The organism is Rubellimicrobium rubrum (assembly GCF_006152115.1).
Taxonomy (GTDB): Bacteria; Pseudomonadota; Alphaproteobacteria; order Rhodobacterales; family Rhodobacteraceae; genus Rubellimicrobium; species Rubellimicrobium rubrum.
In genome coordinates this window covers 223,514-244,478 of sequence record NZ_VDFU01000004.1, presented here as the reverse complement: position 1 = coordinate 244,478, position 20,965 = coordinate 223,514, and the positions used below count along the sequence as shown (strand labels likewise).

21 protein-coding genes are annotated in these 20,965 nt (G+C 67.0%); 9 read left to right on the top strand and 12 right to left on the bottom strand.

Going from position 1 to position 20,965, the window contains the following annotated elements:
• Nucleotides 1-323 precede the first annotated feature (323 nt).
• From FHG66_RS05775 to FHG66_RS05740, 8 genes are all read right to left on the bottom strand, one after another.
• Nucleotides 324-1,385, bottom strand: a complete 1,062-nt coding sequence (locus tag FHG66_RS05775; RefSeq protein WP_139075786.1) for a lactonase family protein — start codon at nt 1,383-1,385, stop codon at nt 324-326.
• Between the two features lie 7 nt (nt 1,386-1,392).
• Nucleotides 1,393-2,445, bottom strand: coding sequence for a mannonate dehydratase (locus tag FHG66_RS05770; RefSeq protein ID WP_139075785.1), 1,053 nt, complete (start codon nt 2,443-2,445; stop codon nt 1,393-1,395).
• A 10-nt stretch (nt 2,446-2,455) separates the two neighbouring features.
• Nucleotides 2,456-3,211: a ThuA domain-containing protein gene (locus tag FHG66_RS05765; protein WP_139075784.1), complete on the bottom strand. Its 756-nt coding sequence runs from the start codon at nt 3,209-3,211 to the stop codon at nt 2,456-2,458.
• A gap of 14 nt (nt 3,212-3,225) precedes the next feature.
• Entirely contained in the window at nt 3,226-4,236 is a 1,011-nt protein-coding gene (locus tag FHG66_RS05760) for a Gfo/Idh/MocA family protein (RefSeq protein WP_139075783.1), read from the bottom strand.
• Nucleotides 4,233-5,321 carry an ABC transporter ATP-binding protein gene (locus tag FHG66_RS05755; protein ID WP_139075782.1) on the bottom strand — a complete coding sequence of 363 codons (1,089 nt, stop codon included), beginning with the start codon at nt 5,319-5,321 and terminating at the stop codon, nt 4,233-4,235. The genes FHG66_RS05760 and FHG66_RS05755 overlap by 4 nt, the downstream gene beginning before the upstream one ends.
• A 4-nt stretch (nt 5,322-5,325) precedes the next feature.
• Complete coding sequence (locus tag FHG66_RS05750) at nt 5,326-6,228, bottom strand: carbohydrate ABC transporter permease (RefSeq protein ID WP_139075781.1); 903 nt, start codon at nt 6,226-6,228, stop codon at nt 5,326-5,328.
• Nucleotides 6,225-7,109, bottom strand: coding sequence for a carbohydrate ABC transporter permease (locus FHG66_RS05745; protein WP_139075780.1), 885 nt, complete (start codon nt 7,107-7,109; stop codon nt 6,225-6,227). The genes FHG66_RS05750 and FHG66_RS05745 overlap by 4 nt, the downstream gene beginning before the upstream one ends.
• A 61-nt stretch (nt 7,110-7,170) precedes the next feature.
• Nucleotides 7,171-8,463, bottom strand: a complete 1,293-nt coding sequence (locus tag FHG66_RS05740; protein WP_218013796.1) for an ABC transporter substrate-binding protein — start codon at nt 8,461-8,463, stop codon at nt 7,171-7,173.
• Nucleotides 8,464-8,602: 139 nt separating this feature from the next.
• Between FHG66_RS05740 and FHG66_RS05735 the strand changes: the two genes are divergently transcribed.
• Nucleotides 8,603-9,484, top strand: a complete 882-nt coding sequence (locus FHG66_RS05735; protein WP_176556142.1) for a helix-turn-helix transcriptional regulator — start codon at nt 8,603-8,605, stop codon at nt 9,482-9,484.
• A gap of 20 nt (nt 9,485-9,504) precedes the next feature.
• Nucleotides 9,505-10,341, top strand: a complete 837-nt coding sequence (locus tag FHG66_RS05730; protein WP_139075778.1) for an NAD-dependent epimerase/dehydratase family protein — start codon at nt 9,505-9,507, stop codon at nt 10,339-10,341.
• Between the two features lie 324 nt (nt 10,342-10,665).
• On the opposite strand, the gene FHG66_RS05725 is transcribed toward FHG66_RS05730, so the two are convergent.
• From FHG66_RS05725 to FHG66_RS05710, 4 genes are all read right to left on the bottom strand, one after another.
• Nucleotides 10,666-11,595: an aldo/keto reductase gene (locus FHG66_RS05725; protein WP_139075777.1), complete on the bottom strand. Its 930-nt coding sequence runs from the start codon at nt 11,593-11,595 to the stop codon at nt 10,666-10,668.
• A 127-nt stretch (nt 11,596-11,722) separates the two neighbouring features.
• Entirely contained in the window at nt 11,723-12,406 is a 684-nt protein-coding gene (locus FHG66_RS05720) for an SDR family NAD(P)-dependent oxidoreductase (protein ID WP_139075776.1), read from the bottom strand.
• 100 nt (nt 12,407-12,506) lie between these two features.
• Nucleotides 12,507-13,514, bottom strand: coding sequence for a LacI family DNA-binding transcriptional regulator (locus tag FHG66_RS05715; protein ID WP_139075775.1), 1,008 nt, complete (start codon nt 13,512-13,514; stop codon nt 12,507-12,509).
• A gap of 129 nt (nt 13,515-13,643) precedes the next feature.
• Nucleotides 13,644-14,444: an aldo/keto reductase gene (locus tag FHG66_RS05710; protein WP_139075774.1), complete on the bottom strand. Its 801-nt coding sequence runs from the start codon at nt 14,442-14,444 to the stop codon at nt 13,644-13,646.
• 132 nt (nt 14,445-14,576) lie between these two features.
• Here FHG66_RS05710 and FHG66_RS05705 point away from each other — a divergent pair, with 132 nt between their 5' ends.
• The 7 genes from FHG66_RS05705 to FHG66_RS05675 all read left to right on the top strand — a co-directional run bounded on the left by FHG66_RS05705 (nt 14,577) and on the right by FHG66_RS05675 (nt 20,950).
• Complete coding sequence (locus tag FHG66_RS05705) at nt 14,577-15,467, top strand: carbohydrate ABC transporter permease (protein ID WP_139075773.1); 891 nt, start codon at nt 14,577-14,579, stop codon at nt 15,465-15,467.
• Nucleotides 15,464-16,387 (top strand): carbohydrate ABC transporter permease, encoded by a 924-nt coding sequence (locus FHG66_RS05700; RefSeq protein ID WP_139075772.1) that lies wholly within the window; start codon nt 15,464-15,466, stop codon nt 16,385-16,387. The genes FHG66_RS05705 and FHG66_RS05700 overlap by 4 nt, the downstream gene beginning before the upstream one ends.
• Nucleotides 16,388-16,391: 4 nt before the next feature.
• Nucleotides 16,392-17,492: an ABC transporter ATP-binding protein gene (locus FHG66_RS05695; RefSeq protein WP_139075771.1), complete on the top strand. Its 1,101-nt coding sequence runs from the start codon at nt 16,392-16,394 to the stop codon at nt 17,490-17,492.
• Between the two features lie 26 nt (nt 17,493-17,518).
• Nucleotides 17,519-18,763 carry an ABC transporter substrate-binding protein gene (locus tag FHG66_RS05690; protein ID WP_139075770.1) on the top strand — a complete coding sequence of 415 codons (1,245 nt, stop codon included), beginning with the start codon at nt 17,519-17,521 and terminating at the stop codon, nt 18,761-18,763.
• Nucleotides 18,764-18,837: 74 nt separating this feature from the next.
• Nucleotides 18,838-19,359, top strand: a complete 522-nt coding sequence (locus FHG66_RS05685; protein WP_139075769.1) for a VOC family protein — start codon at nt 18,838-18,840, stop codon at nt 19,357-19,359.
• Nucleotides 19,356-20,132, top strand: a complete 777-nt coding sequence (locus tag FHG66_RS05680; RefSeq protein WP_139075768.1) for a sugar phosphate isomerase/epimerase family protein — start codon at nt 19,356-19,358, stop codon at nt 20,130-20,132. Before FHG66_RS05685 ends, FHG66_RS05680 begins: the two co-directional genes overlap by 4 nt.
• Entirely contained in the window at nt 20,129-20,950 is an 822-nt protein-coding gene (locus FHG66_RS05675) for a TolB family protein (RefSeq protein ID WP_139075767.1), read from the top strand. Before FHG66_RS05680 ends, FHG66_RS05675 begins: the two co-directional genes overlap by 4 nt.
• Nucleotides 20,951-20,965 lie beyond the last annotated feature (15 nt).

The following is a 20,965-nucleotide window of genomic DNA, read 5'->3' as shown; positions in this document are numbered from 1 at the left end:
TGGTGAAGCTTCACAAAGGGCTTCACGTACGCGGGCGGGATCACCTGCACCCCGTGCCCCAGCCCGGCCAACTCGCGGCCTCAGAAGTGCGCGCCGCCGCAGGCGTCCACGGCAACCACACACCGGGGCTGCCGGCCGAAGAACTCCAGCACCTGTGCGCGCCGGAGTTGCTTGCCGATCACAGCCCGCCCGATGCATCCGCCTCGTGGAGCTGGAACACATGTTTGGCCGGATCCAGAACGATCACGCTGACTTCGTCCATCGACGTCTCCGCTGTGGGTTCACGTAAACCCACTTCGGCGGATCGAGACCGCCGCGGGCGACTACAGCATCGACGCCGTTCCGCCAGGAGCCGCCCCGGCATCGATCAGGACCGAGGCCGGGTGGGCGACCGGGACGGCTCCGGGGATGCGTTCGAGCGACCCCGACCTTAGGTCCCGCGTAAACAGCGTGAGGGTCCCGGATCGTTCGTTGGCGACGACCAGCCATTGCCCCGAGGGATCGAGGGCCAGGTCTCGTGGCCAGAGCCCCCCGGTGGAAAGCCGGGCCGCGAGGTGCGGCGCCCCCGTCCCGGCCTCCAGGCGGAGCACCGCGATCTCGGCCTGCCGGCGACCGGCCACCATCAGAAACCGCTCATCCGGCGAAAGGCAGATGGCCGAAAGGGCCCCCGCTCCTTGCGGCGCGACCCCAAAGGGATGAACGACCGGCCCCAGGTCAAGGGCCCGGCCGGCCCGGCGCACGAGCCGTACGCCCTCGTCCAGCTCGCAGGCCACGTAGAGACGGCTGCCATCGGCGCTGGCCGCGAGATGACGCGGCCCCGAGCCCGGCGGAAGGGCCAGTCGAGAAACCGGCCATAGGCCCCCTTCCTCAACCGCCAAGAGATGGAGGGCATCGTTTCCGAGATCGAGGGCCGCGAGCGTCCGTCCCCCGTCCTGGAATTGGACGAAGTGGGCATGCGGGCCGTCCTGCCGGCCGCGGACAGGGCCCGAGCCGGCAAGCTGGACCACGCGGGTGGTGCCGTCCCACAGGTCGACCAAGGCCAAGGACCCGTCGCCGTATTGCGCGGCGGCCACAAGCCGCCCATTCGGAGACACGGCCAGATGACAGGTCAGGGAGCCAGGCAGGAATGCCAGGACCATGGCCGTGCCGTCCCGGCGCAGCCGAAGGAGCCGGGGGCCGTCCGATGCGGGCCGCTCCTCGGCGGCCAGCACGTCCATGGAGCCGGGCTCCCGCGCGAGCCAAGAGGGATCCCGCGCCTTTGCCCACGGCCGGACCTCGGCTGTGGCGAGATCCTCGGGGTCGAGGCGCACCCGATGCACACCTGCAACGGCATCGCTCATGGGGGCACGACTGTTGTAGCTGCCCACCAGGATGTCGAGTGGCACACACACCTCAGCGCTGGCTGTCGCGGAGTTGCAGCATCCGGATCATACCCTGGAGGTAGCCCACCGCATGAGCGCGACCCCGATGGCACCAGGCCGTGTCGTCGTCCATGAGGGGGACGTGGTCGTCGATGATGAAGCCATCGAAGCCCGAAGTCCAGAGAAGCTCCATGGCCTCGGCCGGGTCGAAATTGCCCTCGCCGATAAAGCACTCGTCGAAGCAGGGGACGGTACCCTTCACGTCCCGGAAATGGACATAGGCGATCGCGCCCCGCGGCCCGAACTCGCGGATCGCATCGATCACCGCTCGGTGGCCCCCGGGCGACTCGGACAGGCTGCCCAGGCACAGGTCGAGCGCCCAGGCAGGGCTGCCCTGAGCCAGGGCATGGGCGCGCCGCAGCCCGTCGGGCCCGTCGAAGATCCGCGCTACTCCGCCCAGCATCGGCACGGGCGGATCGTCGGGATGGAGCGCGAGGCTGATTCCCTCCTCCTCGGCCACCGGGAGCACGGCCCGGATGAAATACTCGTAGTTGGCCCACATCTCCTCGGGGCCGAGCGGCGGTTCCTCGGGGCTGCGCAGCGGCATCGAGGCCTGCGTGCCGAGCCGGGTGGGCAGGAAAGGCCTGAGCCGGCCCGGATCGCTCCCGGCGGCTTCCACCACGGCCAGGTCGAAGCGGCGCACGAGCGCGCCGCCGCGGCCCAAAGGTTCGCGCGAGGTGGTCCAGACCGAGTTCGGCATGAAGTGATAGCCTAGGATCGGCACTCCGGCGCGCGCCACGGCGCGAATCGTCGCGCGATAGTTCTCGATCTGCTCGTCGCGGCCGGGCAGGCCCAGCATGGCCCTGTGGTAGAAGTGCGTGGGCACGTTCTCGATAGCCTCGAAGCGGAGGCCGTGGGCCTCCACCCGTTCGACGAGCCGGCGCACGTCCGCCTGCTCCCACCGGTGCTCCCCTGGCAGGATGGGGTTGTTCATCTGGATGCCTTCGACGCCCAGCTGGGCTGCGAAGCGAAGCTTTTCCTCGGCGATCTCGTTGAATTGGCCGATGGCAAGACGGATGGCCATGTGGGTTTCCTCAGGCCCCTGGCCCAGCCGCGATGGGCGAGAGCGGCTCGGGGCGGTGGCGGTTGACCAGACGCACGCCGCTCTCGTGGAGGGGGGCGCACCAGAGGGCGGCGTTCGTCAGCACGCGCCGGATCTCGGGCTGGTAGTAGATCGGGAAGGCCTCGTGGCCGGGGCTGAAGTAGAAGATGCGGCCCCGTCCGCGATGGTAGCAGCAGCCGGACCGGAAGACCTCGCCGCCCTCGACCCAGCTCACGAAAACCAGGCGGTCGGGCTGCGGGATGTCGAAGGGCTCACCGTACATCTCGGACCGGGGTATCTCGATGAACTCGGGGCATCCTTCGGCGACGGGGTGCGCCGGGTCGAGGCACCAGACGCGCTCGCGCTCGCCGCCCTCGTGCTCGCGCCAGCTCAGGTTGCAGCTCGTCCCCATCAGACGTTGGAAGATCTTCGAATGATGGCCGGAATGCAGGACCACCAGGCCCATCCCGTCGAGGACGCGCGCCTGGATCCGGTTCACGAGTTCGTCGGGCACGTCCCTGTGGACGACGTGGCCCCACCAGAAGAGGACGTCGGTCGAGGCCAGGACCTCGTCCGTGAGTCCGAGGTCGGGGTCGAAGAAGGTGGCCGTCTGGACCTCGATGCGCGGATCATCGAGGCCTTCCGCGATCGCCGCGTGGATGCCCTGGGGGTAGACGGCACGGATGCGCTCCTCGTTCTTCTCGTGCCAGCCTTCGTTCCAGATGGTGACACGGATGGGGTTCGTCATGGATCGATCGTCCTTCAGGGTCGGGTGGTCAGAGGCAGCGGGACGGCGCCTCCGCGGGAGGATTGCTTCACGAGGTCCCAAAGCTCGGCCAAGTGGAGGCTGCGCTCGGGCGAAGATGGATTGACGATCTCGCCGCGCCGCACGGCCTGGAAGGTGGACAGCACGGCGCCCTTGTCCTCGCCGGCGGTCTCGCGGATGGGATCCATGTCGGCCGGGCGAAGCTCGGCCCACTTGCCCCAGATATCCGCCCGCAGGATGGCCCGCTCGAAGAACAGGGTCAGGGCGGACTCGCATCCCGGAATGGTCCGGCCGCAGAAGGTGAGAGCCACGGGGACCCCGCCCTCGAGCGCACCCAGGAGCGAACCCGTGAGGTCGAGATCGCTGTCCTCCGGCTGGAGGCGCGCGGCCACCGCCTCGTAGCCCCGGCCTGAGAGAACCACGACCGCGTTCATCAGGTGCGACCCGGTGTCGAACAGGAAGCCGCCGCCCGAGAGGGCCGGCACCTGCTTCCAGCCGCCGCGGTAGCGATCCTCCCAGTTCTCCCAAACCTCGCCCGAGACCGATAGGAGCGCGCCGAACTCGCCCGCGGCCGCCCGCTCGCGCAGGCGGGCGAGAAGCGGCGAGAGCGACGCCTGGTAGGCGACCACCACGGTGCGCCCCGAACGCCGGCACGCGTCCAGGATCGATCGAGCCTCCTCGGCGGAGAGCGCCATGGGCTTTTCGAGCAGGACGTCGAGCCCGGTGTCGAGCGCCGCCTGCGCGATTCCGGCATGAAAGGCATGCGGGGTGCTTACGTAGACCGCGTCCACCTGGCCCGCCTCCGCCGCCAGCAGCGCCCGCGCGTCGGGGTGGACACGCGGCGGCGCGCCTCCGGCGCTCCGCACGATCCCGGCGTAGCGCTCCACCGCCTCGGCCGAGGGATCGGTCAGGGCCAACACCTCGGGCGCCTCGGGCGAGGTCATCCAAGAGCGGGCGTAGTCGGCGGCCTTGAGGCCGCAACCGATGACGGCAAGGCGCAGGGTCATGCGGCGGCCCTCCGGTAAAGCGCGCGGCCCGAGGCGTCGAAGAGGCGGCAGGACTGCCGGTCGATGGCCAGCCGCACGCGGGCGCCGGGCTCGATCACGTGATCACCCGCGACGCGGGCGACGGCGGGGTCGCTCCCGCCAGCGTCGAAGGAGATGTAGGTCTCCATCCCCAGTCGCTCGGCGATGATGACGGAGGCCTCGACCTCGCCCGCGTCCGACAGGGACAGGTGCTCGGGGCGGATACCGAGGCGTATTCGGTCGCCCGCCGCCACGTCAGCCGTGTCAGTCAGGGCGAGCCGCCAGCCCTGCCCAAACCGGAGCGTCGCCTCGCCGGTGTCTACCCTCTCGACTAGGGCGTCGAAGATGTTCATGCGGGGGCTGCCGATGAACTGGGCCACGAAGGCGTTGGCGGGCGCGTCGTAGAGCCCGATCGGATGGTCGGCCTGCATGACATTTCCTTCTTTCAGGACGAAGATCTTGTCGGCGAGCGTCATGGCCTCGACCTGATCGTGGGTGACGTAGACGATGGTGGCCCGCGTGGTGCGGTGGAGCGTCTGCAGTTCCGAGCGCATCTGCACGCGCAGCCCCGCGTCGAGGTTGGACAGGGGCTCGTCGAAAAGGATAACGGCGGGCGACTTGATGATGGCGCGCCCGATGGCCACGCGCTGGCGCTGCCCGCCAGACAGCTCCTGGGGGCGGCGGTCGAGCAACGGGGTGAGCTGGAGACGCTCGGCCACGGCCTCGACCTCGCGGCGGATATCGGCGCGGGGTCGGCCCTGGACCTCCAGCGAGAACCCCATGTTCTCGGCCACGGTCATGTGCGGGTAAAGGGCGTAGGACTGGAAGACCATGGCGATACCCCGCCTGTCGGGCGCCACGTCGTTCATCTCGCGTCCGTCCAGGACAAAGGAGCCCGAGGTGATGGTCTCGAGCCCCGCGATCATCCGCAGGAGAGTCGACTTTCCGCAACCCGAGGGGCCTACGAAGACGGCGAACTCGCCGTCTTCGATGCGCATGTCCACGCCCTTGATCACCTCAAGGCCGCCAAAGCTCTTGCGGACGTTCTTCAGTTCGATCCTAGCCATGCTCCTACCCTTTCAGTCCGCCGCTGAAGGTCTGCACGAGAAGGCGCCGCGCCAGAGCGAAGGCGAGAATCGCGGGTAGCGTGTAGACGACAGCGATGGCGGCAAGGAGGCCGTAGTCGACCTGGTCGGAGCGCATGAAGGCGCTGTAAAGGCCCAAGGGAAGCATCCGGAGCTCCGGGGACGAGATAAAGGTCAGCGGCAGGAGGAAGTCGCCCCAGCAGGCGATGAAGGCGAACAGGCCCGAGGCCGCGAGCCCCGGCATGGCAAGGGGCAGAAGGACGCGGCGCAGCCTCTTGCCGAACCCCGCTCCGTCCATGATGGCCGCTTCCTCGAACTCGCGCGGGATCGCGTCGAAGAAGGTCTTCATGATCCAGAGCGCCAGCGGGAGCTGGAGCGTGGCCAGGAGCAGGATCAATCCAAGGTAGCCGTCGATGAAGCCCACCATGCGCATGGCGGGCCGGACCCAGTCGGAGGGCAGGACGGCGCGCACGGCGGCGTTCACCGACAGGTTGGCGGTGAGCATCACCTTGTAGAGGGGCACGATCAGCGCAGTGGGCGGAATAACCCGGATCAGGATGATCGAGTAAAGGAAAGGCCGCTTCCACCGAGCGCGGGTGCGCGACAGCGCGTAGCCGCCGAAGCCCGCCAGCACGGCCACAAGGAGGGTGGCGAGGCCGCAGACGACAAGCGAGTTGAGGAGCCACAGCAGGCCGTCCTCCTCGACGAAGGCGCGGCGGAAGTTCGAGAACGACACCGTCTCGGGCCACTGCAGGAAGAGCCTCGCATCGGGATCGAACGCCGCAAGCGCAAGCCACAGGAAGGGAGCCGCGCAGTAGAGCGCGATGAGGGCGAGAAGGCCCGCGCGCGCAGCCCCGTCGCCTGCAGAGGCGTCGCCCGGCGCGCTCATACGTCCACCTTGAGGGCGCGCACATAGAGCAGGCCCACTCCCAGGGAGATGAGAAGCGCGACCACCGCCACGGCTGAGCCGTAGCCCAGCTGGTAGGAGTTGAAGGACTGGTTGTAGATGTAGATCCCGATGATCTCGGTCGCTCCCGCCGGCCCACCTCGGGTCAGGGCGAAGATCAGTCCGAAGATGGCGATCGTTGAGACCGTCGAGACCAGCAGGTAGAGGAAGACGGTGGGCACCAGAAGCGGCAGGGTGATGCGGCGGAAGCGCTGCCACCGGTTGGCCCCGTCCATGCGCGCGGCCTCGTAGAGGTCGGACGGGATGGCGGCGAGCCCCGAGGTCATCAGGATCATGGCAAAGCCGATGCCACGCCAAGTGTTGACCACGATGATCATCGTGAGGGGGAACGTGGTCAGCCAGCGCTGCGGCTCCACACCGAACCAGGCCACCACGTTGTTGAGGGTTCCATAGTCGCCCGCGGCCAGCATGGAGGCCCAGATGAAGGCCGCGACCACCTCCGGGACGGCGTTCGGCATCAGGATGATGGCGTTGAGGAGCATGCGGCCGGTGAAAGGCCGCTGAAGCAGGATCGCGGACAGGAGCCCCAGCACGAACTGTCCGATCACAGCCGACCCCAGGACGAACCAGAAGGTCACGGCAAGCGAGCTCCAGAAGCTGCCGTCTGCCAGGAGTCGTCGGTAATTCCCCAGGCCCACGAAGCGGGGGTTGAGCGCGCCCGGCCCGGTCATGGCCTCGTTCGTCAGGCTGGTCCAGACCGCGACTCCCGCGGGGTAGATCACGAAGACCAGGAGAAGAAGCGCCGAAGGCAATAGGAGCGCCCGGTTTCGCAGGGCCTCGCGCCGCTGGAAGCGTGCCGACATGTGCGGGACAGCCTTGAGGGGTTGGGACAGCCCGGAGCCGTTGCCGGCCCCGGAGCGGGAGTCATTCGATGGCGTCGGGGCCCAGGGCGCTCGACACGTAGTCCACCAGGATGGCCTGCGCGCCCGCAGCGTCGGCCTGCTTGAGAAGGAGCGCCTCGGTGGCACGCGCCACGCCTTCCGCCACCACGGAGAAACCCGGGGCCGAGGCCACGAAGGTGCCATTCTCGAGTCCGCCCATGACCTGCACGAGGGCGGTGAGCTCCTGGAACCCCGGATCCTCTGCGGCGTCGCGCCGGGCGGGGAGGTTGCCCTCGTTGGCGGCGTAGCTCGTCATCAGGTCCACGGAGGCCATGGCCATGACGACCTGCCGCGCCGCTTCTGCGTCCGCGGCGTTGGCGTTGACGGCCCAGGGATGGTTGAGGCTGACCAGGACGTGGAGCCCGCCCTCGCGCCCGGGCACCGCCCAAGTCCCGACCGCCTCCGTCACGTCGGGGATCGGATTGCTGCTCTGGGGACCCCAGTCGAAGATGTAGCACCACGAGCCGCAGGTGGTGATCAGGAGCTCGCCCGACGGGAACATCTCATACTTGGGTATGGTCCAGGGGTCGGGCCCGAGCAGCGGATCCACCGGCAGGAGGTCGTTGGCCACGAGCTGCTCGTAGAAGCCCATGACCTCGAGTACGCCCTCGCTGTTGAGCGCGAGCTTGCCATCCTCGGTGACGAGTTGCGGCGTCGAGGAGCCCGCGAGCAGGTGGAAGAATCCCTCGTTGAAGGCGCCCCCGCCCCAGGTCAGGCCCATGGGCATGAGAAGGCCGTAGGCGCCGGTCGCCGCTTTGGCGTCGATCGCCCGCTGCAGGAGCTCGTCCCAGGTCTGGGGCTGCTCGGTCGAGATCCCGGCCTCCTCCAGCACGTCGCGGCGGAAATAGAGCTGCTGTGCCGCCAGCATGGTGGGCGTCACGAAGATGCGCCCCTCGGCGTCGGCTGCCAGCTGCTGCGCGACGGGGAAGAACTGCCCCCAGGCCTCCGAGGCCTGGATGTCCTCGGTGAGGTCCACCAGATAGCCGGCGGTGGCGAAGTCCACGACGTCGCTGCCCGGCAGCGAGAAGACGTCAGGCCCCGAGCCCGCGCGCAGCTCCGTGATGAGCTTGGCCACGTATTCCCGGTCGGGTCCGGGATACTCGACGACCTCGATGTCGATGCCCGTGGCCTCCTCAATGGCCGGCACCACGGCCTCGAGCGCGTCGATGCGGGCCTGACGGTGCTCTGCGATCCGCACAGTCTGCGCCAGGGCTCCCTGTCCCGCGAGTCCGGCCATCAGCATGGTCGTCGCCCAAAGGCGGCGTTTCAGCATCATGTCTATCCTCCCTGCGGCCGAGCTCCGAGAGGACCCGGCCGTGATCGTTTCGACGTGCCGTTGCGCTTGCGGCAACTTGACACCTATTGACATGGTAGCGGAGCATGGTCCTGCAGTCTTGGCAGGGATTGACGCGGGATTGGCGGCATTTGATATCCCCAGGCAGTTCACGGTTCGCCTGACCTCCGAGATGGGGCCGCAGGACGCCTTCTACATGAGCCGTCCCTTCATCGAGCGCAGGCTACCGGCCGCGCTCCACGACCACGAGTTCTTCGAGGTCTGCTGGATCGACAGCGGCAGCTGCCTCCATTTCATCAACGGCCGCGCGGACCGGCTGGAGGCCGGCTGCGTGCTTTTCATCCGGCCGCCGGACCTGCACGCCTTCCAGAACGATCGCGAGCCGCCTTGCCGGATGGTCAACGTGGCCTTCGCGGCAGAGACGGCGCGCCATCTCGAGCAGCGCTACGACGATATGGCGGGGCGCTTCTTCTGGTCGGGCGAGGCAATGCCTCGCCTGGAGCGGGCGGACGCCGCAGGGCTCGCGGCGCTACGCGCCGTAGAGCGCTCGCTGGAGGGAGGCGCGCCGACACTGGCGCGGGTCGAATGCGCACTTCTCCAGATCATGGTGGGCCTGTTCGGCGCGGCCCGCGAAGTGCCGCCCGAAGCGCCGGCTTGGCTGGTGTCGGCCTGCCGCGAGATGCGCAGCCCCGAGCGCCTCCGGGGTGGGGTCAGGACGCTTGTCGGCCTTACCGGGCGCAGCCACGAGCACGTCGCGCGGACGTTCCGCTCGCTGTTCGGGAAATCCCCGTCGGCCTGGATCAACGGCGTTCGCATGGAATGGGCGGCCCGGCAGCTCGCTGAGACCGACCGGCCGATCCTGGAGGTGGCGCTCGACTGCGGCATGGAGGATCTGAGCCACTTTTACCGGGTGTTCCGCCAGGTGCATGGACGGAGCCCCATGCGGTATCGGCGGAGCATGAGAATGGAACTGGTCCATCCCCTGCCCTCGGCAGGGCGCTGAGCAGCGGCAAGGAGGGACGCATGAGGGTAGCGATAACGGGTGGCTGGGGCCGCGTGGGGCGGGCCATCGTGCCTGCGGCCCTGGCGCAGGGCTGGGAGGTCGTGGTGATCGACCGTGAGCCGGCGCCGCAGGACGCCCCCGAGGTGGCGCAGGCCATGGTCCTCGAGATGGCCGACCGCGATGGTCTCCTGGCTGCCTTCCGGGGCTGCGACGCCCTCATCCACATGGCGGCCATTCCCTCGCCGCGCGGGCGACACCCCCACGACGTCCACAACCTCAACGTGACAGGGAGCTACAACGCGCTGGACGCCGCGACCGCCGCCGGCATCCGGCGGATCGTGCAGGGCTCCAGCGTGAACGCGATCGGCCTGGCCTACTCGGTTCATCATCGCTTCGAGTGCTTCCCCATCGACGAGACACACCCGTTCCGGGGGGACGACCCTTATGCGCTCTCCAAGTGGATCTGCGAGCTGCAGGGGCAGGCGCTGGCCCAGCGCGTTCCGGGCCTCCAGGTGGCGAGCCTCCGGATGCACTGGGTGGTGCCCGACCGGGCCACGGCCGTTCGCCGGTTCACGCTAGAGGCTGCGGACGGCCGCCGGGAGCTCTGGGCCTACACGCTCGACACCGAGGCCGCGCGCGCCTGCGTCCTGGCGCTGGAGACGGAGTTCGGCGGCCACGAGGTCTTTCAGGTGGTGGCCCCCGACACCACGCTAGAGGTGCCCACGGCCGAGGCCGTGGCCCGGTTCTATCCGGAGGTGCCGCTTTCCCGTCCACTCGAAGGGTGCGAGAGCCTCTTCGACAGTAGCAAGGCCGGGCGTCTCCTGGGCTGGCACCACCCCGCCGGCGCTGCGTCCTGATCGTCGCGGCGAGCCGCCTGGCTCTGCCGCTTCCGCCGCCTAGCGATCCGCTATCAACGGCGCGCCGCCATCCACTAAGCCTTGGTGATCCTCGAATGCGCCCTCATCTGCCTCGACCAGATCGGAAGGTTCGGGGTCGTCCAATGTGTCACGACGGCACTGGGGCTGTGCGAGCGCCTCTGGCCCGTCCGCGGTTTGCCAGGCCGGAAGCGAAGGCAACGCCTTTATCTGAGGCGGGCGGGACTAGGGCGCGCCCCTGCTGCATCACGATGGTGATCTCGGCACGGAAGATCATGGTGCGTGGCTCCGATGCAGCGTGACAAGTTACGGCAGGATGTGCCCGGCCGCGCGGAAGAGCCGGTACCACTCGGGCCGGGACAGCACGACCCCGGCGCCGGCAACGCAGTCCCGCACGCGCTGGGGGTTCGTCGTGCCTAGCACCACCTGCATGTTCGCGGGGTGGCGAAGGATCCAGGCTACAGCAATCCCGGTTGGCGTGACGTGGTGGGTTGCCGCGATCTCGTCCAAGGCATCGTTCAGGTCCGGATGGCTCTCGCGGTCGCCGACGAAGACGCCGTCGAAGAAGCCTTTCTGGAACGGAGACCAGGCCTGCAGGGTCATCCCTTCCTTGCGCGACCAGTCCAGAAGGCCGCTCGTGCGTTCGATCGACTGGTCGAGTCCGGCCATGTTGAGCGCTATGCCCTCGGCAACGAGTGGCGCATGAGTGATCGAGAGCTGGACCTGGTTCACCACCAGCGGCTGCTTCACCGCAGTCTTGAGCAACTCGATCTGCCCGGGCGACTGATTGGACACGCCGAACTGGCGCACCTTGCCCGACGCCTGGAGCTTGTCGAAGGCGAAAGCGACCTCCTCGGGCTCCACCAGCGCGTCGGGACGGTGGAGCAGGAACACGTCGATGTAGTCCGTCCGCAGCGCCTTGAGCGACTCCTCGACGGAGCGCAGCAGATGTTCCTCGGAGAAGTCGAAGAAGCCTTCGCGAATGCCGGCCTTGGTCTGGATGACGATCCGCTCGCGGTCGGCCTGGGACAGCTGCATCGCGTCGCCAAAGCGGGCTTCGCAGTGATGGCGCGTGCCGCCATAGATGTCAGCGTGGTCGATCATGTTGACCCCGGCGTCGAGCGCCGCTCCGACAAGGCCACGGATCTCGGCGTCGGACATTTTTCCGATCCGCATCAGGCCCAGGATGACCGGGGACACCGAAAGGTCGGTGCGGGGGATGGCGATCTGCTTCATGATGTCTCCGATAGGGGTCAGCGGAACCCGAGCGTCCAAGGACGACGACCCAAGCTGCGCGTGCGTGAACGTGGAAGATACTGGCCCAGATCAGCAGGAGGGCCAGGCTTTCATGTGACGTCCCGGTTCACCAGGGTTGCGGTTCGCCGTCCTTGAAAAAGCCCCCCGTGGGTCCGTTCTCCGGCAGGGTCGCCAAGTGAAGGATGTAGCGCGCGGCAAGGTCAGGCTCGTCGGCGTCGTCACGGCCCATGCGGGTTCGCATCCAGCCCGGGCACATCGCGTTGATCTTGATCGACGATGGCAGTTGCCGCGACAACGCAAGGGTGAGGGCATTGAGTGACGCCTTGGCGACTCCGTAAGCGTTCGGGCCTGGAAGCCCAGCCCCGAAGCTCCCTGCCATGGAGGACACGTTGACGATGCGCCCCCAGCCACGCTGGGCCATTCCGGGTGCATAAAGCCGGATCAACTCGTAGGGGGAATGCACCATCACTCGCATCTGTGTGCCGAACCCCTCCGGATCCTCGATCATCGGCGTGACATGGGCGAGGCCCGCATTGTTGACGAGGATGTCCACTGGCCCTGTGGCCTCGGGAAGATGCGCCAGCGTGTCGGGGCGGTCGAGGTCCAGTGTGACGACGCGCGCCCCGCGACCGATCTCCCGTGCGGGGTCTTCACCGGCCCCCCTGTCGCGGACACCGAGCCACACCTTCACGCCTTCTGCCGCGAGCGCAGCGGCCGTTGCTCGTCCCAGCCCCCGATTGGCGCCGGTCACCAGGGCAGTCCGGGGCGACTGGACTGACCTGTCCGTCATCGGTGCGCGCCTGGCGTAGCGTCGGCGTTGGGCCTTGGTTCAGGTTCGGCCCTCAGAGAAGGGCCTGTGCGGGCATTCGTGAAAAGGACGGTGATCGTGCTCATGGTCGGGACCTTGTGCTCTCGCGCAGGATAAGCTCGGGTTGGATGCGGACCAGTTCCGGAAGCAGCGACTGGTCCCGGTCGCTGATCAGCGTGATGAGGCGGGCCACCGCTTTGCGGGCGAGGTCGTCAGAAGGGTAGTCCACGCTGGAAAGGGGGACGGAGGCGTATTCGGCATACTCGATGTTGTCGAAGCCGAAGACGGCGACGTCATGCGGAACAGCAACGCCCTTCTCCTGGCACCAGCGCAGGCCCCCTAGCGCCAGTCGGTCATTGGCCGTCAGCACCGCAGTGGGCGGCTCAGCCAAGGCCATGAGTCGGGCGAAAGCTCTGTGGCCATGGCCGACGGAATGGCCTTCGGGGTCGATGACCAGCTTGGGTGACGGCTCGATCCCGGCCGCGCGCAACGCCTCCTTATAGCCTTCGGTCTTGGCTGGGTTGCCACGCAGATAGGCGCCATCGACAAGTCCGATGCGACGATGGCCGGCCTCGATCAGATGCCGCGTGGCCCTCAGCGCTCCTGCCTGCTCGTCCAGGCAGATGACATCCACGTCGCCCTCACAGTTGCCGGCAAGGAGGACCATCGGAGTCCCACCAACACGCAAGCGCCGCAGGTGATCGAGACGGCTGTGATCGTGAGGGTAGACCAGCATCCCGTCGACCTGCCGGGCCCGAAATGTGGCGAGCGCTCGCAGTTCCTCCTTCGGATCGCCGTTCGAGGCTGCCAGCAAGGTGACATAGCCGAGATCTTTGAGCTCCTGCTCCACCGAGCGCGCCACCTGGGTGAGAAGGGGGCTGGTAATATCCGTCAGCAAGAGACCGACCGTCTTGGTCTGGCGGCTGACCAGGGCCCGTGCCGAGTAGTTCGGCGTGTAGTCGAGCGCGGCAGCGGCAAGGCGGATCTTTTCGCGCGTGTCCGGGGGAATGCGGGGGCTGTCCCGCAGAGCCAGGGAAACAGTGTTGACCGAGAGGCCGGTCTGCTCAGCGATGTCCTTCAATCGCGCCATGCCGTTGATCCTCCGGACTCTTGGACGTTGGACGGCGGCATCAGCGAGGACGGATTGCCGTCCTGAACGTCCCGCCCTTGGCACGTCCAGGAAACGTAACGCGATCTGCCGCTCTTGGCCATCGAAGCCTCAGTCCCAGACGGGGCCCCAGTCGGGGTCGATGGATCGGATCCCACGGTCCAGAGTGTCGATCTCGGCCAGCTCGTCGGACGATAGGGCAAGGTCCTGCGCCGCGAAGTTCTGCGCAATGCGGTCGGGGTTTCGGGACGTCGGGATGACGGCGTAGCCTTGGGCCAGCTCCCAGGCGAGGGCGACCTGCTCGGGGGTGGCGCGGTGCCGCGCGGCGATCCTTTGGAGGACCGGGTCTGCGCCGACCTTTCCGCGCGCGAGCGGTTCGTAGCAGGTCACGACGATGCCTCGGGACATGCAGTGGTCCGCGAGCTTGCGGTTGCGGAACCACGGGTTGAGCTCGACCTGGTTTGTGAGGATCACGCCGTCGCCAAGAATGGATCGGGCTTCCTCGATCAGGGCGATCGTGAAGTTCGACACGCCGATCTGCCGGGCAAGCCCGCGCGCCTTGGCTTCGGACAGCTGGCGCAGGTAGACCTCGGGCGCCGGTCCGCCTTTGCGGGCCGGCCAGTGGATCAGGGCGAGGTCGACATGGTCGAGCCCTGATGCTTCCAAGCTGCGTTCGAGCGACGGGATGACTTGGCCCTCACCGAGATTCCCCTCCGAAACCTTGGTGGTGACGAAGACCTCGTCTCGTGGCAGGCCAGACAGGCGGACCGCCTCGCCCACCTCGCGCTCGGTGTCGTAGGTCTGAGCGGTGTCGAGATGTCGGTAGCCGATCTCCAGGGCGGCCAGGATCGCGTCTCTGCCCTCTGGTCCGGTCCGCCCATAAGTGCCGAAGCCTAGCCGTGGCAGGTCCATGACATTTCTCCCCGTTCCGCATTCGGAATTCTCTGTTGACAGGTTGGAAACTACGGCAGTATTAACGTTAACACAAGCAGCCCAAAAGGGCCACGCCCGAGCTCGAGGAGGAGCTCGGAAGGGAGGTCACCGATGTCGATCCGCTGGACGCGGGTCGCTCCGCAGCTTGCGCTGTCACCCGCCTTGGCGGTGACGATGGTCGCATTCATCGGATCGATCCTTTGGACCATCACCCTGTCGCTGACCCGATCCCGCCGAGTGCCGGATTACGGGATCGACTGGACCGAGTGGTCGCGGCAATACGCTAGGCTCTTCAATGACGATGGCTGGACGATCGCGCTCTGGAACCTGATCACGCTTGGGATCGGCAGCGCGCTCGCCATCGTATTCGGCTTCATCCTGGCGGCGATGATCGACCGCGAGAAGCGGGGGGAAAGCTTCTTTCGCACTGTCTTCCTATACCCGCTGGCCGTGTCGCTGATCGTGACCGGGGTGGCATGGCGGTGGATCCTGAACCCGGACATGGGTCTGGAGGCGACGCTGCAGCGCTGGGGCTTTGAGGGCGTATCGTTGAACTGGCTCGCGCAGGGCGATACGGCCATGTACGCGATCATTCTCGCCTCGGTCTGGCAGAGCGCGGGCTTCTACATGGCCCTGATGATCGCCGGGCTGAAGTCGATCAATAGCGAGATCTGGAGCGCGGCGCGGCTCGACGGCGTGGGTCTCTGGCGGCTTTACACCGAGATCATCATTCCGATGATGAAGTTCACCTTCCTGACCTGTGCGATCCTGTTGTCGCTCGGCGTCATCAAGGCCTTCGACATCGTGCTCGCCATGACCAACGGAGGGCCGGGGCAGTCCACCTGGGTGCCGGCCTACTTCGTCATCAATGCTTTAGCTCAGAAGCAGAACCTGGGCTATGCCTCCGCGGCGGCGGTGATGATGCTGGTCTTGACGGCCGTGGTCTTCCTGCCCCTCGTCCTGCTCACGGCCTGGCAGGCCCGCCGGAGGAACGCCGCATGACGGACATCGCCTCGGCCGCCACGATCGGCGCCACCATCGACTCACGTCCGATCGTGCGCCGCCGCAAGAAGCGGATCACCGGACGCTCCGTGGCCGTTCTGGTCTTCCTGACGATCTGCGCGCTTTTCTTTTGCGTGCCGCTTTATGTCGTGCTGACGACCTCGCTCAAGACCATGGACGAGATCCGGCAAGGCCAGATCTTCGCCTTGCCGCAGACCTGGACGCTGGAGGCGTGGCGTTTCGCCTGGTTCGAGGCCTGTTCGGGCATCAACTGCAACGGGTTGCGGGTCGGTTTCTGGAACTCGGTCCTCATCTTGGTCCCCTCGCTTATGCTGTCTGTCGCCCTGTCCATCGTGACGGGCTATGCGCTGGCCTTGTGGGACGTGCGCTGGGCGGGAACCTTCCTGTTCCTGATGTTCATGTGCGCCTTCGTGCCCTTCCAGATCATCATGTATCCGCTGATCGCGATGACACGCTCCATCGGGGTCTACGGCACGATCTGGGGCGTGGCGGTCGTCCACGCGGTGTTGGCGATGCCGGTTCTCGTGCTGATCTTCCGCAACTACTACAAGGATATCCCCCAGGAGATCATGTCGGCGGCGATCATGGACTCGGGGTCCTTCTGGCGCATCTTCGGCGAGATCATCCTGCCCATGTCGGGCAACATCCTGATCGTCGTGGTCATCCTGCAGCTCACCTCGATCTGGAACGACTACCTGATCGGCGTGACCTTCGGCGGCTTCAACACGCAGCCGATGACCGTGAACCTCGCCAACATGGTCACGGTGTCCACGGGCACGGCCTCCTACAACGTGGACATGGCGGCGGCGCTCCTGACCGCGATCCCGCCGCTCCTCATCTACTTCCTCGTCGGCAAGTTCTTTGTCGCTGGCATCACCGCCGGCGCGATCAAGGGATAACCTTATGCCCCGCGTAAGCTTCGAACGCATCCACAAGACCTACGGCGCCGTAAGCATCCTCAAGAACCTCGACCTGTCCATCGATCATGGGGATTTCCTCGTTCTCCTGGGGCCGTCGGGCTGCGGCAAGACCACGCTTCTCAACATGCTGGCGGGCCTGACGGACGTGACGGACGGGCGCATCCTGATCGGCGACCGGGATGTCACCGACCTCGACCCCAAGGATCGGGGCCTCGCCATGGTGTTCCAGTCCTACGCGCTCTATCCGACAAAGACCGTTCGGGGGAACCTGCGTTTCGGGCTGGCGTCGGCCCGGCTGCCCGCCCCGGAGATGGACCGCCGCGTCGCCTGGGCCGCGAAGCTCCTGCAGATCGAGCCGCTGCTGGACCGCAAGCCCGCGCAGCTTTCAGGCGGCCAGCGGCAGCGGGTGGCGATCGGACGGGCGCTGGTCAAGCACGCCGAAGTCCTGCTGTTCGACGAGCCGCTGTCCAATCTCGACGCCAAGCTCCGAACCGAGATGCGGCTCGAGATCAAGCGGCTCCACGAGGAACTGAACCCGACTGTCGTCTATGTCACCCATGACCAGATCGAGGCCATGACCATGGCCACCAGGATCGCGGTGATGAACGGGGGCGTGATCCAGCAGTTCGGCACCCCGGACGAGATCTATGAACGACCCGCGAACCTCTTTGTCGCGGGCTTCATCGGCTCGCCGGCCATGAACCTGAAAAAGGCCCGAATCGCCAAGCGTGATGGGCTGGTGACCGGCCGGTTCGGCAACGGACAGGAGATCGTCCTGACCGACTACGGCTTTGCCAGGGCGCCGCAGGACGGAGCCGAGATCATCGTGGGGCTCAGGCCGGAATACTTCGGGCCGCCCGACGCGCCGGTGAATGGTGCCGCGGCCGTCTTCGACCTGCCTGTGGCGCACACCGAGCGCACGGGGTCCGACGCGACCGGCTACCTGCGCTTCGACGATGGCCTGCTCTCGCTTCGGGTGGAACCAGGCCAGGCCGCGCGACTGGCCGGAGGCCAGAAGGTCCGGGTCGCCTTTCCACCGGGCAAGGCAAACCTGTTCGACGCCGCCACGGGAGGGCGGCTCTAGACGTTAACTCGGGAGGAAACCAATCAATGCCTAAGTCTTTCAAGAGTGGTCTCTGGGCCGCGCTCCTTGCCAGCACCGCCTCGACCGGAGCGCTCGCCGAGGATGTCATCGTCTTTCACAACTGGTCCTCGGGTCCCGAGGTCGCCGCGTTGAACATCCTGAAAAGCAACCTCGAGAAGATGGGCCACACCTGGACCGACGTGGCCATCCCGCACGACACGGGATCGAACGTGAGCCTCATCAACCTCGTGACCGGGGGCAATCCGCCCAACGTGTTCCTGGAATCCAGCCCTGGCTTCTATCGCGATCTGGCGGGCATGAATCTGGCCCGCCCGCTGACCGACTTCTACGAGGAGGGTGGCTACCTCGAACATCTGCCCCAAGCGGCGGTCCAGTCGATCACCGTGGACGGGGAGATCATGAAGATCCCGACCGCCCTGCATATCGACGGGATGGTCTACTACAACATGGATGTGGCCGAGGCGGCGGGCGTCGATCCGGCGGCCTGGACCTCGCTCGAGGAGATGTTCGCCGACTTCGAGAAGGTCACCGCGGCAGGCTACAACCCTCTCGCCATCGGCGGGGAGCAGTGGCAAGTGGGCTACCTGGCCCATGCACTCGCCGCCACGCTTGGCGGCCCCGAGTTCTTCACCTCCCTCTACGGCGAAACGCCCGACCCGGCCGCCCTCGACGCCCCCGAGATGCGCGAGGTGCTCGACTGGCTGCGGCGCTTCCAGCAGGCCACCGACGAGGGTTCGGTGAACCGCACATGGAACGAGACCACCAACACGGTCATCACCGGCGAAGCCCTCATGCAGATCCACGGCGACTGGATGAAGGGCGAATGGCTCGCCGCCGGCAAGGTTCCGGGCGAGGACTTCGGATGCGTCGAGATCCCGGGCTCTGAAGCGGTCGTCGTGACCGTCGATGCTTGGGGCGCCCTGGGTGGGCAGAGCCCCGAGATGGATGCGGCCGAACTCGACTTCGCCCGCGTCGTCCTCGACCCCGCCGTGCAGGCGGAGTTCGCGGCGGCCAAGGGCTCCACGCCCACCCGGCTCGACGCGGTGGGCGAGGTGGATGTCTGCTCGCAGTATGTGCTGGCGGTGCTCGATGACGCGGCACGACAGGTGCCCAGCCCGCACTCGACGGTCGACGCGGACTGGATGTCGTCCATGTGGGACGTCTTCTTCACCTACTGGAGCGACCCCGAGATGACGGCTGACGACGCCATCGCGCAGCTGAAAGAGAACTACGACACGATCCTGGGCTGACTGCCCCAGGCGGCCCCGGAGTTCGGCTTCCGGGGCCGCCATGTCCGATCCAACCGACATCGAGGAGACCCACTATGGCGCCCAAAGACGCCCCGGCCGACGCGCGGCTTCTGGACGAAGATGCGGTCATGCAGATCTGCTTCGTCACCCATGATGCAGAGAAATCCGCCCGCTGGTTCGCCGAGCTGACCGGCAAGCCCATGCCCAACGAAGGCAAGGCCGCCGAGCCCGACGAGGCGCAGGCGATCTACCACGGCCAGCCCGCCCGTGTGGGCTGCAAGATCCGCATGTTCGCCTTTGGCAACATCGACGTGGAGTTTCTCGAACCCGGCCCCGAGAAGAGCGCCTGGCGCGACCTCCTGGAGGACAAGGGCCCCGGCTGCCACCACATCGCCTTCCGCACCCGCAACCTGACGAAGCGGCACGAGTACCTCGAAGGCAAGGGCCACAAGCTTCTCCAGCGGGGGGAGTTCGACGGCTCGCACGGACGCTATGCTTATTACGACACCGTGCCAGACCTCGGCGTGATGATCGAGCTTTTGGAGTTCAACAAGGACAGGGAGCCCCAGGGCGACCCGGCGGAGACAGCCCAGTGAGCTATCCGGTCGCTTATCAGCTCTATTCGTCCCGCAACTTCCCGCCGCTCGAGGCGCAACTCCCAGAGCTGAAGGCCATGGGCTACGACGCGATCGAGCCTTGGCTCCCCGCCTACGAGGCGGACCCGGCGGCTTTCCGTCGGGCGCTGGATGACGCGGGGCTCGGCTGTCTCGGCTTCCACATGCCGCTTAGGGGGCTGGTGGAGGACACGCAGCGCTTCATCGACATCGCCCTGACTCTTGGGGCCAGCGTAATGATCCCGCCCTACGTCACCCCCGAGGAGCGGGAGCCCACGCCCGACTATTGGCGCAGCGTCGGCGAACGGCTCGCGCGCGGGGCCGAGGCGGCAGCACGGCATGGGCTCACCGTGGCGTGGCACAACCATGACTTCGAGTATCGTCCGCTTTCCGATGGCTCGCGTCCCATCGACCACATCTTCGGCGCGGACGACGCTGTGAAGTTTGAGATCGACTGCGGCTGGATCGTCCGGGGCGGGGCAGACCCGGCCGAGGAGTTGCGCCGCTACGCTGACCGGATCGTCGCGATCCAGCTCAAGGACACCGCGCCCCTAGGGACGCCCGAGGAGGACGGCTGGACCGCCACCGGGGACGGGATCATCGACTGGACTGCCCTGGTCCCGCTGATGCAGGCGACGCAGGCGACCCACATCGTGGCCGAGCACGACAACCCCGCCGATTGGCGCCGCTTCGCCAGCCGCTCCATCGACCACATGCGCGCCCTGGGCCTGGCCGCGATGAAGGATGCCGCATGAAATCCTCACTCGAGATCTTCGACCTCGACACCGGCGAGAGCACGGTGCTCCTCCAGACTGACCGCCTGATCGAAGCACCCAACTGGTCGGTCAATGGGCGGTTCCTGGTAGTCAACGGCGATGGGCGGCTTTTCCGCGTCGATCTTGCCGCGCCGGAGCTGTCCGAGATCGACACCGGCTTTGCGACGAAGTGCAACAATGACCACGGCATCTCTCCGGATGGGTCGATGCTGGTTATCTCGGATCAGACAGAGGGCGACAGCTGCATCTACACGCTGCCGATTGGCGGTGGAGAGCCCCGACAGGTGACCGAGCAGACCCCGTCCTACTGGCACGGCTGGTCGCCGGACGGCCGGACGCTCGCCATGTGCGCGCAACGCGACGGGAGCTACGGCATCGTCACGATCCCGGTGGATGGTGGGGAGGAAACCCGGCTGACCGACGCGCAGGGCCATGCGGACGGGCCTGATTATTCGCCGGACGGCGAGTGGATCTGGTTCAACTCCTCCCGGGGCGGCACCATGCAGCTCTGGCGCGCCCACCCGGATGGGAGCGGCCTGGAGCAGATGACCGATGACGACCGGGTCAACTGGTTCCCGCACCCATCTCCTACCGGCGACACCGTCCTGTACGTGGCTTACGAGAACGGCGTCGAAGGGCACCCGCGCGACAAGGACGTGGAGCTGCGGCTGATGGACCTGAGCGACCGGAGCATTCGGACGCTTCTGCCGATCTTCGGCGGACAGGGCTCGATCAACGTCCCCTGCTGGCACCCGGGTGGCCGCCGTTTCGCGTTCGTCCGCTACGCTCGACCCTGACCGAACCTTCTTCAT

What these genes read in the sequence shown, in the direction of transcription:
- FHG66_RS05760 (WP_139075783.1), bottom strand. Translation starts at nt 4,236, where the DNA reads ATGACCCTGCGCCTTGCCGTCATCGGTTGCGGCCTCAAGGCCGCCGAC.
- FHG66_RS05705 (WP_139075773.1), top strand. Translation starts at nt 14,577, where the DNA reads ATGTCGATCCGCTGGACGCGGGTCGCTCCGCAGCTTGCGCTGTCACCC.
- FHG66_RS05755 (WP_139075782.1), bottom strand. Translation starts at nt 5,321, where the DNA reads ATGGCTAGGATCGAACTGAAGAACGTCCGCAAGAGCTTTGGCGGCCTT.
- FHG66_RS05740 (WP_218013796.1), bottom strand. Translation starts at nt 8,463, where the DNA reads ATGATGCTGAAACGCCGCCTTTGGGCGACGACCATGCTGATGGCCGGA.
- FHG66_RS05685 (WP_139075769.1), top strand. Translation starts at nt 18,838, where the DNA reads ATGGCGCCCAAAGACGCCCCGGCCGACGCGCGGCTTCTGGACGAAGAT.
- FHG66_RS05710 (WP_139075774.1), bottom strand. Translation starts at nt 14,444, where the DNA reads ATGGACCTGCCACGGCTAGGCTTCGGCACTTATGGGCGGACCGGACCA.
- FHG66_RS05770 (WP_139075785.1), bottom strand. Translation starts at nt 2,445, where the DNA reads ATGGCCATCCGTCTTGCCATCGGCCAATTCAACGAGATCGCCGAGGAA.
- FHG66_RS05720 (WP_139075776.1), bottom strand. Translation starts at nt 12,406, where the DNA reads ATGACGGACAGGTCAGTCCAGTCGCCCCGGACTGCCCTGGTGACCGGC.
- FHG66_RS05715 (WP_139075775.1), bottom strand. Translation starts at nt 13,514, where the DNA reads ATGGCGCGATTGAAGGACATCGCTGAGCAGACCGGCCTCTCGGTCAAC.
- FHG66_RS05700 (WP_139075772.1), top strand. Translation starts at nt 15,464, where the DNA reads ATGACGGACATCGCCTCGGCCGCCACGATCGGCGCCACCATCGACTCA.
- FHG66_RS05675 (WP_139075767.1), top strand. Translation starts at nt 20,129, where the DNA reads ATGAAATCCTCACTCGAGATCTTCGACCTCGACACCGGCGAGAGCACG.
- FHG66_RS05765 (WP_139075784.1), bottom strand. Translation starts at nt 3,211, where the DNA reads ATGACGAACCCCATCCGTGTCACCATCTGGAACGAAGGCTGGCACGAG.
- FHG66_RS05690 (WP_139075770.1), top strand. Translation starts at nt 17,519, where the DNA reads ATGCCTAAGTCTTTCAAGAGTGGTCTCTGGGCCGCGCTCCTTGCCAGC.
- FHG66_RS05745 (WP_139075780.1), bottom strand. Translation starts at nt 7,109, where the DNA reads ATGTCGGCACGCTTCCAGCGGCGCGAGGCCCTGCGAAACCGGGCGCTC.
- FHG66_RS05725 (WP_139075777.1), bottom strand. Translation starts at nt 11,595, where the DNA reads ATGAAGCAGATCGCCATCCCCCGCACCGACCTTTCGGTGTCCCCGGTC.
- FHG66_RS05730 (WP_139075778.1), top strand. Translation starts at nt 9,505, where the DNA reads ATGAGGGTAGCGATAACGGGTGGCTGGGGCCGCGTGGGGCGGGCCATC.
- FHG66_RS05695 (WP_139075771.1), top strand. Translation starts at nt 16,392, where the DNA reads ATGCCCCGCGTAAGCTTCGAACGCATCCACAAGACCTACGGCGCCGTA.
- FHG66_RS05750 (WP_139075781.1), bottom strand. Translation starts at nt 6,228, where the DNA reads ATGAGCGCGCCGGGCGACGCCTCTGCAGGCGACGGGGCTGCGCGCGCG.